Raw genomic sequence first — 15,665 nt, forward strand, 5'->3', positions numbered from 1 at the left:
CGCCGCCCCACCGCCACGGGCGTTGTGCGGTGTCGACAACCATCACAGTGCGGTCTCGTGGGCGATCCCCGGTTCCGCCTTTCCGTTCCGCCTCCGTAATCTGGCAAGCCGAGGAACGGGGCGGGGACATCACGTGGATCGATCACAGGGCACGGACGCGGGACTGGTGCTGGCGGGGCGCTACCGGCTGGGCGAGGTCCTGGGCCGGGGCGGCATGGGCAAGGTCTGGCGCGCCCACGACGAGGTGCTGCACCGCACCGTCGCCGTCAAGGAGTTGACCGCCGGGCTGTACGTCGCCGAGGCCGACCGGCTCGTCCTGCACGCCCGGACGCAGAAGGAGGCGCGGGCGGCGGCGCGCATCACGCACCCCGGCGTCGTCACCGTCCATGACGTGATCGAGTACGACAACCGCCCCTGGATCGTCATGCAGTACGTCGACGGGCCCTCGCTCGCCGACGCCGCCAAGGAGAGCGGCGAGGTCGCCCCGCGCGAGGCCGCCCGCATCGGGCTGCACGTGCTGAGCGCCCTGCGCGCCGCCCACGGGGCCGGGGTGCTGCACCGCGACGTCAAGCCCGGCAACGTCCTGCTGGCCCGCGACGGGCAGGTGCTGCTGACCGACTTCGGGATCGCCGCGATCGAGGGCGACTCCACCATCACCCGGACCGGCGAACTGGTCGGCTCCATCGACTACCTGGCGCCGGAACGGGTACGCGGCGGCGACCCGGGACCCGCCTCCGACCTCTGGTCGCTGGGCGCGACGCTGTACACGGCGGTCGAGGGCACCTCCCCGTTCCGCCGTACGTCCCCGATCTCCACCATGCAGGCCGTCGTCACCGAGGAGCCGCCCGCTCCGGTCAACGCCGGTCCGCTCGGCGCAGTGATCACCGCGCTGCTCCGCAAGGACCCGGCCGACCGGCCCACCGCCGCCGAGACCGAGCAGATGCTGCTGGACGCCATGGAGGGCCGCGAACCGCGCGCGGCCCAGGCGCATGTGCCGACCCAGCGCTTCGGCGAGGACGCCCGCTACGGCTACCCGGACGCGAACGGCCCCGGCGGCGCGAACGGATCCCGCCCCTCCGACGGCTCCGACGGCGCCACCGCCCGGCTGCCCGGCGGGGCCCCCGCCACCGTGCCGCCCGCCACCGGCCCGGACCGCGCCCACCCGGTCACCGGCCCCGCCTCCGCCCCGGTGACCCGGCGCGCCGGATCCCGGTGGCGCACGGTGCTCGTCGTGGTCGTCGCTGCGGCCGTCCTCGGGGGCGCGGGCGGGCTGTTCGCGATGAAGTACGGGGACGGCTCGGAGGCCCCGGGCGGCACGGACGGCGGTACGTCCGCAGGTCGTACCCCGCCCGCGAAGCAGACCACCCCGGAGCCCACCGACCCCGCCCGGGGGGCGCCGGAGATACCCGACGGCTGGCACCGGGTCGACGACCCAGCGGGGTTCAGCCTGGTCGTGCCGAAGGACTGGACCCGGCAGTACGAGAACGGTCAGATCGACTACACCCCGGACGGCGGGGCCCACCGGATCCGCATCAGCGTCGACCCGGAACCGGACTTCGACCATCCGTATCTGCACATGGAGAACATGGAGGAGCAGCTCTCCGAGCGGCTGCCGGGCTATCAGCGGATCGGGATGGAGAAGAACACCTTCCGCGACCGGCCGGGCGCCCTCTGGGAGTTCACCTGGAACGAGACCAAGGACCATCCGGGCCCCCGGCACGGCATCGACCAGATGTACTACGGCTCCTCCGGCGGCCCCGAGTACGCGCTGTACCTCACCGCTCCGCAGGAGGGCTGGGAGGAGAGCCGGAAGAAGTTCGACATCATGCTGCGCAGCTGGAGCGCCCCGAAGAGCTGACCGCGGGCGCCCGATGCCCGGCCCGGGTTGCTGTACGGTCACGGCTCTGCATCCGCCGTACGTCCCCGGTGGTGTCCGGCCCGGCGCGTGAACCAGGATGGGCGCATGACAGATCACGGGGGACGGGCGAACGAGCCCACCAGCTATGGACTCCAGCCACCGCACGCACCGGGCGGCTCCGGCGCGCAGCACCCCGCGCCCCCGGCGTACGTCCCCTCCCCGACCGCTCCGGCGAGCGCCCCCGACCGTGCGGCGAACCGCCTCGTCGGCGGCCGCTACCGGCTGCTGGCCCGGCTCGGGCACGGCGGGATGGGCACGGTGTGGCGGGCGCACGACCAGGTCGTCGACCGCGAGGTGGCCGTCAAGGAACCGCGCGTACCGGAACACCTCGGCGAGCGGGAACACAGCACCGTGCACCAGCGCATGCGGCGCGAGGCGCGGGCCGCCGCCCGGATCGACCACCCCTCCGTCGTCACCGTCCACGACGTGGTGATCGAGGACGGCAAGCCGTGGATCGTCATGGAGCTGGTGCGCGGCCCGTCGCTCGGCGACCGCCTCCAGGAAGGCACCCTGGACCCGCGCGAGGCGGCCAGGATCGGGCTCGCGGTCCTCGACGCCCTGACGGCCGCCCATGCGATCGGCATCCTGCACCGGGACGTCAAGCCGGACAACGTCATGCTCGGCACCGGCGACCGGGTCGTCCTCACCGACTTCGGGATCGCCCAGGTCGAGGGCGAACAGCAGCTCACCGAGACCGGCGCGTTCGTCGGCTCGCCCGAGTACATCGCGCCGGAGCGGGTCCTCGGGCAGCGCCCCGGACCGGAGTCGGACCTGTGGTCGCTGGGCGTCGTGCTGTACGCGGCGGTCGAGGGGATGTCCCCGTACCGCCGCTCGCACACCCCGGCCACCCTCCAGGCCGTGCTGTCCGCCGAGCCGCAGGTGCCCGCCCGCGGCACGGGCGCGTTCGGCACGCTCGTGATGCAGCTGCTCCGCAAGGACCCGGCCGCGCGCCCGCCGGCCGCCGAGGTCCGCCGGACGCTCCAGCAGCTGGCCGCCCCGGCCCCGGCGCCGGTGACCTCCCCGTACGGAGCGGTCGCGGCGGGCGGTGGCGGCGGCAGCAAGTGGGTGCCGCCGGTGCTGCACCGCAACCGCGTGGCCCAGTTCGCCCTCGGCGGCGGGGCGCTGGCGGTGGTGGTCGCGCTCGTGCTGGTCCTGCTCAACCCGTTCGCGGGCGACGGACCTCCCGAGAACTGGCAGATCCGGCCCGAGAACGAGGTCCTGTCGGCGGACGTGGCCGTGCCCGAGGAGTACAAGCGGGTCCAGGACGACGACGGCGAACTGGTCTGGTACGCCGACCCCAGCGGCGTCTTCGAGATCGACTTCTGGCACCGCGCCCCGAAGAGCGACGACACCACCGACGACAACCCCGGGGCCGACCCGGCGGCCCGCAAGGCGTACTACGAGAAGGGCGGCGCGAACACCACCCAGATGGAGGACGCCACCGTCACGTACAAGGACGCCACGCACCAGGGGCGGAAGGCGGTCGAGATGAGCACCGAGTACACCCCGTACGCCTCCTCCGACGACGAGCCGGTGCGCTACCGCTTCCGGGAGCTGCTGATCCCCGGCGAGAAGGAGAGCGACCCCTACTGGCACGTGCGGGTGCGGATGCCCGCGAAGGGGCAGGCGGCGAAGGACGGCGACGCGATCTTCACCGAGGTCACCGAGGGGCTGAAGATTCACGCTTCCTGAGTGCCGTGGGCCGGCCGCCATGCGGTGGCCGGCCACAACGCCACTGATCAGCGGTTATGTCGCCAGCGATCACTGGCTCGTTCGGAGTGGGCGTCGGGCGGGGTCGGCGGGTCCTGTGAAAAACTGTTACCCACGGGTACCCAAAGGCTTCGGCTGGACATACTCTCGGCCTCATGACGGACTCGCAGGCCCCTGACGCCCCTCTCGGTACGAACCCCGTGGCGGTCGCCCCCGCCGGTGTGCGCACCGCCGCCGACGTGGTCACCCCCGAGGTGATCGCCCAGCTGACCCGTGGCGTCGTCGGGTCGGGCCGCACCGCCAACCACACCCCCTTCACCGGGGAGAAGCTGGCCGACCTGCCCGAGTCCACCCCCGAGGACGTGGCCACCGCCTTCGACCGGGCCCGCGCCGCCCAGCCCGTCTGGGCCGCCGTCCCCGTACGGCAGCGGGCCGCCGTCCTGCTGCGCTTCCACGACCTCGTCCTGAGCCGCCAGTCCGAGGTCCTCGACCTCATCCAGCTGGAGACCGGCAAGGCCCGGCTGCACGCCCACGAGGAGGTGCAGGCCGTCGCCGTCGCCGCCCGCCACTACGGGCGCAAGGCCGCCTCCTACCTCAAGCCCCGCCGCCACACCGGCGTCGTCCCGACCCTCACCAAGGTCACCGAACTGCGCCAGCCGCGCGGCGTCGTCGGCCAGATCGCGCCCTGGAACTACCCGCTCGAACTCTCCGTCGGCGACGCCCTGCCCGCGTTCGTCTCCGGCAACGCCGTCGTGATGAAGCCCGACACCGAGACCGCGCTCACCGCCCTGTGGGCCCGCGACCTGCTGATCGAGGCCGGACTCCCCGCCGAGGTCTTCCAGATCGTCCTCGGCGAGGGCCCCGTCGTCGGACCCGAGGTGGTCGGCCGCGCCGACTACGTCTCCTTCACCGGCTCCACCCGCACCGGCCGTGAGGTCGCCGTCGGCGCGGCGGGCCGCCTGGTCGGCGTCTCCCTGGAGCTCGGCGGCAAGAACGCCATGCTCGTCCTCAAGGACGCCGACGTGGAGAAGGCCGCCGCCGGAGCCGTCCGCGCCTGCTTCTCCTCCGCAGGACAGCTCTGCATCTCCATCGAGCGGCTGTACGTCCACGAGTCGATCGCCGACGACTTCGTGCAGCGCTTCGCCACCCGGACCAAGGCCATGCGGCTCGGCAACGCCCTCGCGTACGGGGCCGACATGGGCTCCCTCGTCGGCGAGCGTCAGCTGGAGACCGTCACCCAGCACGTCGACGAGGCCGTCGAGAAGGGCGCGACCCTCGTCGCCGGCGGCGTCGCCCGCCCCGACATCGGCCCGCTCTTCTACGAGCCGACCATCCTCGACGGCGTGGAAGCACCGATGTCCGTCTGCTCCGAGGAGACCTTCGGGCCGGTCGTCGCCATCTACCGCTTCAGCGACGAGGACGAGGTGATCGCACTGGCCAACGCCACCCCGTACGGCCTCAACTCCAGCGTCTGGACCACCGACTCCAAGCGCGGCCACCAGGTCGCCGCCCGGCTGCGCACCGGCACCGTCAACATCAACGAGGGGTACGCCCCGGCCTACGGCAGCGTCCAGTCCCCGATGGGCGGCATGAAGGAGTCCGGTCTCGGCCGGCGGCACGGCTCCGAGGGCATCCTCAAGTACACCGAGGCCCAGACCGTCGCCCAGCAGCGGCTCATCCCGCTCGCGCCCGCCTTCGGGATGGACGACGAGAAGTACGCCGCGTTCATGACCCGCAGCCTCAAGGCGATGAAGGCGTTCCGGCTGCGCTGAGCGCCCGCCGAGACGTCGTAACCCTGCCCTTTTCGTACCGAGGAGTGCCATGTCCCAGGACAGCCCTGCCCAGAAACAGGCCGCGAGCCGCATTCCGGCGATCCCTGTCCCGGCCGAGGACGACGCCGCGTACGACTACGACGTCCTGGTCGTCGGATCGGGCTTCGGCGGCGCGGTGTCGGCGCTCCGGCTCACCGAGAAGGGCTACCGCGTCGGCATCCTGGAGGCGGGCCGCCGCTTCACCCCCGGCACGCTCCCCAAGACCTCCTGGGACCTGAAGAACTACCTCTGGGCCCCGGCGCTGGGCCTCTTCGGCATCCAGCGCGTCCATCTCCTCGGCAACGTCATGGTGCTCGCCGGGGCCGGGGTCGGCGGCGGATCGCTCAACTACGCCAACACGCTGTACGTGCCGCCCGCCCCGTTCTTCGAAGACCGCCAGTGGGCCTCGATCACCGACTGGCAGGACGAGCTGAAGCCGTACTACGACCAGGCCCGCCGGATGCTCGGGGTCCGCCTCAACCCGACCATGACCCCCTCCGACATCCACCTCAAGTCCGCCGCCGAGGCGATGGGCGTCGGCGACACCTTCCATCTGGCCCCGGTCGGCGTCTTCTTCGGCGACGGCAAGGACGCCGACGGCACCGCGAAGGCCCAACCCGGCTCCACCGTCCCCGACCCGTACTTCGGCGGCGCGGGCCCGGCCCGCAAGGCCTGCACCGAGTGCGGCGAGTGCATGACCGGCTGCCGCCACGGCGCGAAGAACACCCTCAACGAGAACTACCTGTACCTCGCCGAGAAGGCCGGAGCGGTCATCCACCCGATGACCTCCGTCGTCGGCATCACCGACGACCCCGAGGGCGGCTACCGGGTCCTCACCGTCCCCACCGACCGCCGCCGCAAGGCGAAGCCCACGCGGCTGCGGGCCCGGAAGGTCGTCGTCGCGGCCGGCACGTACGGCACCCAGACCCTGCTGCACACCATGAAGGACCGCGGCCTGCTGCCCCGGCTCTCCGCGAAGCTCGGCGAGCTGACCCGTACCAACTCCGAGGCGCTGGTCGGCTCCCAGACCAGCGACCGCCGCTACCGGAAGAAGCACGGCATCGCGAAGGCCGACTTCTCGCAGGGCGTCGCGATCACCTCCTCGATCCACCCCGACGACAACACCCACATCGAGCCCGTCCGCTACGGCAAGGGCTCCAACGCCATGGGCGCGATGTCGATCCTCCAGGTCCCCTACGGCGCCCACCGGGTGCGCGGCTGGCTCGCCAACATGGTCAAGCACCCCACCCTCGCCGCCCGTTCGCTCTCCAACCGCCGCTGGTCCGAGCGCACCATCATCGGCCTGGTCATGCAGTCGCTGGACAACTCCCTGACCACGTACCGCAAACCGGGCGGCGTCGGAAAGGGCCTGCTCACCGCCCGCCAGGGCCACGGCGCGCCCAACCCGACCCAGATACCGGAGGCCACCCGCAGCGCCACCCTGCTGGCCGAGGAGATCAACGGCTTCGCCGGGTCCAACGTCGGCGAGCTGATGGGCACCCCGCTCACCGCCCACTTCCTCGGCGGCTGCCCGATCGGCGCGAGCGCGGAGGAGGGCGTCATCGACCCGTACCACCGCCTCTACGGCCACCCCGGCATCAGCGTCGTCGACGGCTCCGCGGTCTCCGCCAACCTCGGCGTCAACCCCTCGCTGACCATCACCGCCCAGGCCGAGCGCGCGATGTCGCTGTGGCCCAACAAGGGCGAGCCGGACCCGCGCCCGGAGCAGGACGCGGCCTACGAGCGGCTCGCCCCCGTCGAACCGCTCGCGCCCGCCGTGCCCAAGGAGGCGTTCGGCGCGCTGAAGCTGCCGTTCCTGGGCCTGCCCGTGGTGCCGCCGAAGGGGACGACGGAGGCCGGGACGGACGTGAAGGGCGTCGGGAACACCCCCGTATCCCATCCCTGACCGTGCCCAATCCGTGATCTTGGGGAGGGCAACTGTTCGAGGAGCTGCGCGGTCGAACCCGTACCGCGACAACTGTCACAGCAGCCACACAGCTCCAGCCGAGTCCCCGAGGTCACCGATGACACGCTGTTCCCCGCGAACCGTGCTGCACCGCGCAGCCGGCTCGCTCGCCGCCGCAGGCCTGCTGGCCGCCGCCTCGCTCACCGGGGCGGCCGCCCCGGCGCAGGCCGCCGAACTCCCGGCGCTCGTCCTCGGCGGCCCCGCCGAGACCGCCCTGTACCCGTACCCGGAGAGCGGCGCGCCGCCGCAGTCCACGGTCGGCTTCACCGTCAACAACCCGGGCGGGGACGAGGAGGACGACGAGTACGAGACCGAGTTCACCGTCACCTTCGACCTCAGCGGCATCGCGGGCGTCGCCGACACGGAGGTGAAGGACACCTCGGACTGCACGATCACCGGCACGAAGGCGGTCTGCAAGGACTACGGCATCTGGGCCGGCCTCCGGGGCATCGACGACCTCCTCCTCTCCGCCGCCGAGGGCAGCGAGATGGGCGACTCCGGCACGATCACGGTGACCGGACAGTCGAAGGGCGCGACCTTCACCCCGTTCACCACCAAGGTCACCATCGGCGGCCCCGACCTCATCATGGAACAGCTGCCCTTCAAGGAGCAGACGAACCCGGGCGACAAGCAGCAGGCCCCGATCACCTTCACCAACCGGGGCACCCGCGCCGCCGACGGCGTCCTCCTCAACCTGGTGTACTCCCGCGGCCTCGACATCCCCGAGCGCTACTCCAACTGCGAGTACACCGAGGACGACCCGGCCTCCCGCGGCATCGGCTGGACCACCGCCCTCTGCTCGGTCGAGGGCTCATTCGAGGTGGGCGAGACGTACACCCTGGCGACCCCGCTGACCATCGAGGCCACCGACCGCGCCTACTACGACATGTTCGTCTACGGCATCCACGAGGACAGCGCCGCCCAGCGCACCGCCCAGCGCGCGGGCGCCCCCTTCGAGCGCGGCTCCGGCAGCGTGCTGAAGGCGGTCCCGACGAAGGCGAAGAAGAGCGCGCCCGCCGCCCGGGGCGGGGACCTCGACCCGTGGGACAACCAGCACGAGGCCGACTTCCGTACGAAGAACACGGCCGACTTCGTGGCGTACGGCGACAAGGTGGCCGGGGCCGAGGGCTCCACGGTCAAGGCCGAGATCGGCTTCCGCAACGAGGGCCCGGCCTGGATCGGCTACATCCGCTCCGACGAGGCCGTCGCCACCCTCGACTTCACCGTCCCGCAGGGCGCGACCGTCACCGCGAAGCCGGACCTCTGCCGAGCGGTGACCGCCGACGGCGGCTATCTGGAGGACCAGAAGAGCCCCGCGCCGCGCTACACCTGCACCACCACCGCCATCGTGAAGGACGGCGGCGGCCTCGACCTGCCCTTCGAGCTGCGGATCGACAAGGGCATGGTCGGTGCGGAGGGCGCGGTCACCGTCCGCAGCCCCTGGCTCCAGGACCCGAAGCTTCCGTTCGACCCGAAGCCCGCCAACAACACGGCCTACCTGATCCTGAACGGTGAGGGCGACGGCTCCGACTCCGGCGGTGCGACGGCCGGCGGTGACGGCGGCTCCGGCGAGCCGTCCACCCCGCCGACCTCCGCCCCGGACCCGGCGGAGAGCTCGTCCGGCACCTCCGGGCCCTCGGCCTCGACCACGTCCGGCGGCGGCGCGGCGGGTACGACGGGCGGCTCCGGCGGCGGTCTCGCCTCCACGGGATCGGTCGCGCTGATCGCCTCGGGCACGGCGGCCGCGGCACTGGCGGCGGGCCTGCTGCTGTTCACGGCGGCACGGCGACGGTCCGGCGCGCAGCACATCTGACGCCCGGCCGACGCAGAGCGGTACGGAGGGGGCGAAGGAGGGAACGGGCCTCCGCCGAGATGTTCCGATGCGGCCGGCCCGGGCGTCCCCGGGCCCGGCCGCATATGGGGTGACCGGGCTGCTGTCCCCTGCGGACCGGTCACGTGCGCCGGGTCGTGGTCCCACGACGCACCTGCAGTGCGTCACACTTCCCGGCGGAGCCACGCGTGGTTTCCTACCGATGCCGCCCCTGGTTGGCACGGACATCAGGACCAACGAAGGCACCGCGCTCCTGGTCACGCGCCGTACGGGTGAGACGGGGCCCGAACGCAGATACGGCCCGTGCGGCGCGGGCGGAGAACCGTTCCGTCCGCGCGCCGCCCACCGGTCCTCACACCCGGCCGCGGCACAGCTCCAGGAGCGTCATCGCCAGCGCGGTGCCCGGCTTGCCCAGCGCGTCCCTGTAGTGGCCGAGCACGGCCGTCTCGCGGGAGAGGTTGACCCGGCGGCCGCCGGAGGTGATCCGGGCCTGCTGGATCACCGCCGAGACGGCCATCCGTTCCTGGACGAGGCCGATGATCCGGTCGTCGAGGGCGTCGATGCGCTCACGGGCGCCGCCGATCAGGGCGGCGGCCTCGTCGGTGTGGGCGCCGGTGGCGGTGGTGGTGTCCGTGGCGGTGGTGGTGCTGCTCATGGTGGTGACTCCAGATGGTCGGAGGCCACCCGGGGCGAACGGGCCCGGATACGCAGAACGCCCCGGGCCTGATGGCCCGGGGCGCCTGGAACGTTGCTTGTCAGTAGCTCAAGCAGCACGACCATGGCAGCCGGCGGGCCGGATGCCATAGGTAAAGACGAAGATCGTGTGCTGACGCATGGGCCCAGTATGGCCCCGCTCCGGCCGCCCCGACAAAACGGCGCCCGGATCCTGAGACGCGGAGCCCCGCGCCCGGCCCGGCGGAGGGTGTGCGCACGGCCGGTAGAATCGGAAGAACCGACCCCCTTCACCACCGCCGGAAGGCCGCCCCGTGCCAGCAGCACCCCCCGCCGCCCCCGACGCCACGGCCGACGTGGTCCTCGTCGTCGACTTCGGCGCGCAGTACGCCCAGCTCATCGCCCGCCGCGTCCGTGAGGCCCGGGTCTACAGCGAGATCGTCCCGTCCACCATGCCGGTGGCGGAGATGCTGGCCAAGAACCCGCGCGCGATCATCCTGTCCGGCGGCCCCTCGTCGGTGTACGCGGAGGGCGCGCCGTCCCTGGACCGCTCGCTCTTCGAGGCCGGGGTGCCCGTCTTCGGCATGTGCTACGGCTTCCAGCTGATGGCCACCACGCTCGGCGGCACGGTCGACGACAACGGGGCCCGTGAGTACGGCCGTACCCCGCTGCACGTCACCAAGGCGGGCTCGACGCTCTTCGAGGGCACGCCCACCGAGCAGCCGGTGTGGATGTCGCACGGCGACGCCTGCTCGGCCGCGCCCGAGGGCTTCACGGTCACCGCCTCCACCGACGTGGTCCCGGTCGCCGCCTTCGAGAACGACGAGAAGAAGCTCTACGGCGTCCAGTACCACCCCGAGGTCCTGCACTCCACCCACGGCCAGCAGGTCCTGGAGCACTTCCTCTACCGCGGCGCGGGCATCGAGCCGAACTGGACCACCACCAACGTGGTCGAGGAGCAGGTCGCCCTCATCCGCGAGCAGGTCGGCGACAAGCGCGCCATCTGCGGCCTCTCCGGCGGCGTGGACTCCGCGGTCGCCGCGGCCCTCGTCCAGAAGGCCATCGGCTCCCAGCTCACCTGCGTGTACGTCGACCACGGTCTGATGCGCAAGGGCGAGACCGAGCAGGTCGAGAAGGACTTCGTCGCCGCGACCGGCGCGAAGCTGAAGGTGGTCGACGCCGAGAAGCGCTTCCTGGACGCGCTGGCCGGGGTCTCCGACCCCGAGCAGAAGCGGAAGATCATCGGCCGCGAGTTCATCCGCGTCTTCGAGCAGGCCCAGCTGGAGATCCTCCAGGAGGAGGGCCCCGAGGTCGCCTTCCTCGTCCAGGGCACGCTCTACCCGGACGTGGTCGAGTCCGGCGGCGGCACCGGCACCGCCAACATCAAGTCCCACCACAACGTCGGCGGCCTCCCCGACGACATCGAGTTCCAGCTCGTCGAGCCGCTGCGCCAGCTGTTCAAGGACGAGGTCCGCATGGTCGGCCAGGAGCTGGGCCTCCCCGAGGAGATCGTCCAGCGCCAGCCGTTCCCCGGCCCCGGCCTCGGCATCCGCATCGTCGGCGAGGTCACCAAGGACCGCCTGGACCTGCTCCGCGAGGCCGACGCCATCGCCCGCGAGGAGCTGACGGCGGCCGGCCTGGACCGCGACATCTGGCAGTGCCCGGTGGTCCTCCTCGCCGACGTCCGCTCGGTCGGCGTCCAGGGCGACGGCCGCACCTACGGCCACCCGATCGTGCTGCGCCCGGTCTCCTCCGAGGACGCCATGACGGCCGACTGGTCGCGCCTGCCGTACGAGACGCTGGCGAAGATCTCCACCCGCATCACCAACGAGGTCGCCGACGTCAACCGCGTCGTCCTCGACGTGACGAGCAAGCCGCCGGGGACGATCGAGTGGGAGTGACCCCTCCCGGGCTCGGCTGAACCCCGGAGCCCCCAGGTCAACGCCGATGCCGTCGCTCATTCGTTTGGGCGGCGGCATTGTCGTATCGGATGGGTACGCTGAGTGAAGAGACGAGACTTCGGCGTATGGGAGCAACTATGAGCGCCGCACCCGAGGACAGGCTTGAGCAGGAGCCGAACCGGTGGCCGGTTCCGCCCGAGGGCGGCTGGACGGCGGACGACCTCGACCGGATTCCGGGCCTCCCGCCCCACACCGAGCTGATCGACGGGAGTCTCGTCTTCATGAGTCCGCAGCGGAAGTTCCACACGCGAGCCATGTGGCTGCTGGAATCCGCCCTCCTCGCCCACGTCCCCGCGGATCTGGACGTGGACCGGGAGATGACCATCAGGCTGGACACCAGTAACCGCCCGGAGCCCGACCTCCTGGTGTACAGGGCCGACGCCGACACCGGCCCCGACCAGACCTGGTACGCACCGGAGGACGTCGTCCTCGCCGTCGAGGTCGTGTCCCCCGACTCCCTGGAGCGAGACCGGGGCGTCAAACCGCGCAAGTACGCCGAGGCCGGGGTCAAGCACTTCTGGCGGGTCGAGCAGGGTGACGACGACCTGCCCGTCGTCTACGTCTACGAGCTCGACCCGGCGACGCACACCTACACGCCCACCGGAATCCACCACCAGAAGATGAACCTGTCCGTTCCCTTCCGGATCGACGTGGACCTCGGCGAGATCTACCGCCGGGGCCGCCGGTAATTCCCTGGCACGGGCCCGGTCGCCCGTGCCAGGCTCCTCCACCATGTCCGCCGAAGAAGTCCGCGCCGTCATCTCCGCTCCCGGGAACGACCGCCTCACCTGGAACACCCCGCTCTCCGAAGAACACGCGGCCCGCCTGATCGCCGCCTGCGCCCCCGCTCCCGGCGCACGGATCGTCGATCTCGGATCCGGCTGGGGCGAGCTGCTGATGCGGCTCGTGGAAGCCGCGCCCGGCTCCACCGGGGACGGCGTCGAGACCGACCCGGAAGCCGTCGCACGCGGGCGGAAGCTCGCCGAGGAACGGGGGCTCGCGGACCGGGTGAGGTTCCACGAGACGCCCGCCGCCGAGTGGTCCGACGGCGGATACGACCTCGCCGTCTCCATCGGCTCCTCGCACGCCTGGCCCGGCACCACCCGGGAAGCCCTCACCGCCCTGGCCGCCACCGTGCGCCCCGGCGGGCGCGTCCTGTTCGGCGAGGCGGTCTGGCAGCGGGAGCCCACGCCCGCCGCGCTGGAGGGCATCGGCGCCGGGCCCGGGGACTTCGGCTCGCTGCTGCAGCTGATCCGGCTGGCGGAGTCCGCCGGGCTGCGCGCACTCCAGGTCACCGTCGCCGACGAGCGCGAATGGGACCTCTTCGAGTCCGAGGGCCCGATCGGACGCGGGCAGCGCTGGGCCCTGGCGAACCCGGACCATCCGCTGCACGCCGAGGTGACGGCCGAGATCGACGCCCGCCGCACCGGCTACTACGGCGGCTACCGCTCGTATCTCACCCTCGCCTATCTGGTGCTCGGCACCTGAGCGGCGCCCGGAGGACGTCCCGCCTCTGGTCACCTGGTCCACCCGGCGGTAACTTCCGGTCCCGTACGCCCTGGGAACCCGAGGAGCCGCCATGCCCGAGCCGGTCGCCGTGCCCGCCCCCGCCCCGATCCCCGTCGACCAGCTTCAGTTCGCGATGCCGCCCGTGCACGCCTCCCCGGACGAGGAGCGCGCGCACCGCAGGGAGCGACTGGCGGGCGCACTGCGGCTGTTCGGGCAGCTCGGGTACGAGGACGGCGTCTCCGGGCACATCACCGTGCGCGACCCCGAACTGGCGGACTGCTTCTGGGTCAACCCGTTCGGCGCGCCGTTCGCCGACATCGCCCCGCAGGACCTGATCCTCGTCAACGGCGACGGCCAGGTGGTCCGGGGCCGCTTCCACGTCAACCAGGCGGCGTTCGCCGTGCACGCGGCGGTGCACCGGGCCCGGCCGGACACCGTGGCCGTCGCCCACACCCATTCCGTGCACGGGCGGGCCCTCTCCGCGCTCGGGGAGACCATCGAGCCGATCACCCAGGAATCCTGTGCCTTCTACGAGGACCACGCGCTGTACGACGCCTACTCCGGGGTCGTCGTGGACGAGGAGGAGGGCCGGCGCATCGCCGCCGCGCTCGGGCCGCACAAGGCGGTGATCCTGCGCAACCACGGGCTGCTGACCGTCGGCGACTCGGTGGACGCGGCGGCCTGGTGGTTCCTCACGATGGAGCGCGCCTGCCAGGTACAGCTGCTGGCGCGGGCCGCCGGGAAGCCCGTGCTCATCGCGCACCGGGACGCCGTCACCACCCGCGACCACCTCGGCAGCGACCTGGTGGCCTGGATCAACTACCAGCCCCTGTGGCAGCGGATCGTTCGAACATTCTGACGGCACCCGCCCCCGGCCCGCCCCGATGCGCGGTCCCGCCGCCCGGTACGGCACAATTCGCGGATATCACAAGTGAGTTGGCTGTACCGGGGCGGGAAAGGGCGTAATCCTCCGTGGCGTTGGACGAAGCAAGGACGAGCGGCACGCACGGCGGCGGCTGTACCTGCGGCGACTGCCCGCACGGAGCCCGTCGCGGACACCGGCGCGCGGTCGCCGCGTTCCTGGCCAAGCGCGACGAACTGGCGGCCGGCAACGGGCTGCCCGCCGGCGTCGCCCAGTCCCCGTCCGCCTCGCGGCAGTGGGTCTCCGACGAGCTGACCGGTTCCGCCCGTACCGTCGCCGAACGGGCCCGGGAGGCCGGTGACGCCTGGCTGCACCAGGTGTGGCGGGGCACGCTGTTCGCCGTCTGGGGCGCGGCCGGGGCGCTCCTCGTCGGGGCGAGCCTCACCGCGATCGGGGCCGGCTGGTCCACCGCCCGTACCGCCGGGCTGATCGCCGCCCTCGTCACCGCCGGGCTGCTCACCGCCGCCGCCCGGCTCCACCGCGCCCGGGGCGGCCTCCTCGCCCCGCTGATCGGTGAGGACAACCGGCTCTCCACCTCCCGGACGGTCGCCGCCGCCTGGGTGCTCCTCGCCGTCTTCGCCGTCCTCGTCCTCGCGCTGCAACTGGCCGGGGCCTCCGACCCGGACGACCGGGACGCGCTGATCGAGGGGCTCGACCTGGTGCGCTCCGCCGGGGTCGTGGCCGTGCTGGCGCTGGTGTGCGCGGTCGCGGTCGTCGTGCGCCGCGTGGTGACCGTACGGGTGCTGAACCAGCGGCTCCAGAAGCTGCGCGCGGACCGGCCGCGCGCCGCCGACCTGCTCACCGACGACTCGGGGCGCGGCTCCTTCACCGATGTGCAGTACGTGCTGGTCAGCGCCGTCGCCGTGCTGTTCGCCGCGGTCCGCCTGGCCCGCCGCCCCGAGCAGCTGCCCGATCTGCCGTGGGGGCTCGCGCTGCTGGTGGCGGTCTCGGCGGCGACCTACTTCGCCGGGAAGTACGCGGAGGGCGGCCGGCCCGTCGTGCTCTCCGTCGTACGGGCCCGGGAGGCCGGGGACCTGGACGGCGCGATCCGGACCGGCGACGACATCGAGATCCGGGGCGCGGGCTTCGTACCGCCCGGCGCGGGCGGCCCCGACCGCCTCGCCCGGCTCGTCGTACGGATAGGGACCGTCCATGTGCACGTCCCGCTCGTCCCGGTCGCCGGCGGCTTCGCCAACCCGACCGACACCGTCCTCACCGTGCCCGTCCCGGTCGAGGTCGAGCCGGGCACCGTGGACGTCCAGGTCGTCACCGCCGCCGGGGTGGAGACCAACCGCTGCCCGATCGACGTGACGGACTGACCCCCGCCATTCTTCCGCCGATCTTCCCGCGGCCCTGGTGAGCAGC

At 72.6% G+C, this 15,665-nt stretch carries 11 protein-coding genes; 10 read left to right on the plus strand and 1 reads right to left on the minus strand.

From position 1 onward, the window contains the following. Nucleotides 1-133: 133 nt before the first annotated feature. From KV381_RS23135 to KV381_RS23155, 5 genes are all read left to right on the plus strand, one after another. Complete coding sequence (locus KV381_RS23135) at nucleotides 134-1,858, plus strand: serine/threonine-protein kinase (RefSeq protein WP_218786107.1); 1,725 nt, start codon at nucleotides 134-136, stop codon at nucleotides 1,856-1,858. A 105-nt stretch (nucleotides 1,859-1,963) separates the two neighbouring features. Continuing rightward, complete coding sequence (locus KV381_RS23140; protein WP_098025324.1) at nucleotides 1,964-3,610, plus strand: serine/threonine-protein kinase; 1,647 nt, start codon at nucleotides 1,964-1,966, stop codon at nucleotides 3,608-3,610. A gap of 173 nt (nucleotides 3,611-3,783) precedes the next feature. Beyond that, nucleotides 3,784-5,400 (plus strand): succinic semialdehyde dehydrogenase, encoded by a 1,617-nt coding sequence (locus tag KV381_RS23145; RefSeq protein ID WP_218786108.1) that lies wholly within the window; start codon nucleotides 3,784-3,786, stop codon nucleotides 5,398-5,400. A 49-nt stretch (nucleotides 5,401-5,449) separates the two neighbouring features. Next, nucleotides 5,450-7,345 (plus strand): GMC oxidoreductase, encoded by a 1,896-nt coding sequence (locus KV381_RS23150; protein ID WP_030628716.1) that lies wholly within the window; start codon nucleotides 5,450-5,452, stop codon nucleotides 7,343-7,345. Nucleotides 7,346-7,463: 118 nt separating this feature from the next. Then, on the plus strand, nucleotides 7,464-9,218 hold the full coding sequence (locus KV381_RS23155) for a peptidase (protein WP_218786109.1): 1,755 nt from the start codon (nucleotides 7,464-7,466) through the stop codon (nucleotides 9,216-9,218). 370 nt (nucleotides 9,219-9,588) lie between these two features. On the opposite strand, the gene KV381_RS23160 is transcribed toward KV381_RS23155, so the two are convergent. Then, on the minus strand, nucleotides 9,589-9,891 hold the full coding sequence (locus KV381_RS23160) for a chorismate mutase (protein ID WP_098025327.1): 303 nt from the start codon (nucleotides 9,889-9,891) through the stop codon (nucleotides 9,589-9,591). 331 nt (nucleotides 9,892-10,222) lie between these two features. On the opposite strand from KV381_RS23160, the gene guaA reads away from it, so the two are divergent. From guaA to KV381_RS23185, 5 genes are all read left to right on the plus strand, one after another. After that, nucleotides 10,223-11,809, plus strand: coding sequence for a glutamine-hydrolyzing GMP synthase (guaA, locus tag KV381_RS23165; protein WP_006126969.1), 1,587 nt, complete (start codon nucleotides 10,223-10,225; stop codon nucleotides 11,807-11,809). A 137-nt stretch (nucleotides 11,810-11,946) separates the two neighbouring features. Continuing rightward, on the plus strand, nucleotides 11,947-12,558 hold the full coding sequence (locus KV381_RS23170; protein WP_030084455.1) for a Uma2 family endonuclease: 612 nt from the start codon (nucleotides 11,947-11,949) through the stop codon (nucleotides 12,556-12,558). 43 nt (nucleotides 12,559-12,601) lie between these two features. Then, complete coding sequence (locus KV381_RS23175) at nucleotides 12,602-13,357, plus strand: cyclopropane-fatty-acyl-phospholipid synthase family protein (protein ID WP_103536520.1); 756 nt, start codon at nucleotides 12,602-12,604, stop codon at nucleotides 13,355-13,357. A gap of 91 nt (nucleotides 13,358-13,448) precedes the next feature. Then, nucleotides 13,449-14,237 carry a class II aldolase/adducin family protein gene (locus KV381_RS23180; protein WP_030628722.1) on the plus strand — a complete coding sequence of 263 codons (789 nt, stop codon included), beginning with the start codon at nucleotides 13,449-13,451 and terminating at the stop codon, nucleotides 14,235-14,237. Between the two features lie 113 nt (nucleotides 14,238-14,350). Beyond that, nucleotides 14,351-15,619, plus strand: a complete 1,269-nt coding sequence (locus KV381_RS23185; protein ID WP_098025329.1) for a hypothetical protein — start codon at nucleotides 14,351-14,353, stop codon at nucleotides 15,617-15,619. Nucleotides 15,620-15,665 lie beyond the last annotated feature (46 nt).

This window comes from Streptomyces sp. WY228 (assembly GCF_019287315.1).
Classification (GTDB): Bacteria; Actinomycetota; Actinomycetes; order Streptomycetales; family Streptomycetaceae; genus Streptomyces; species Streptomyces caviscabies.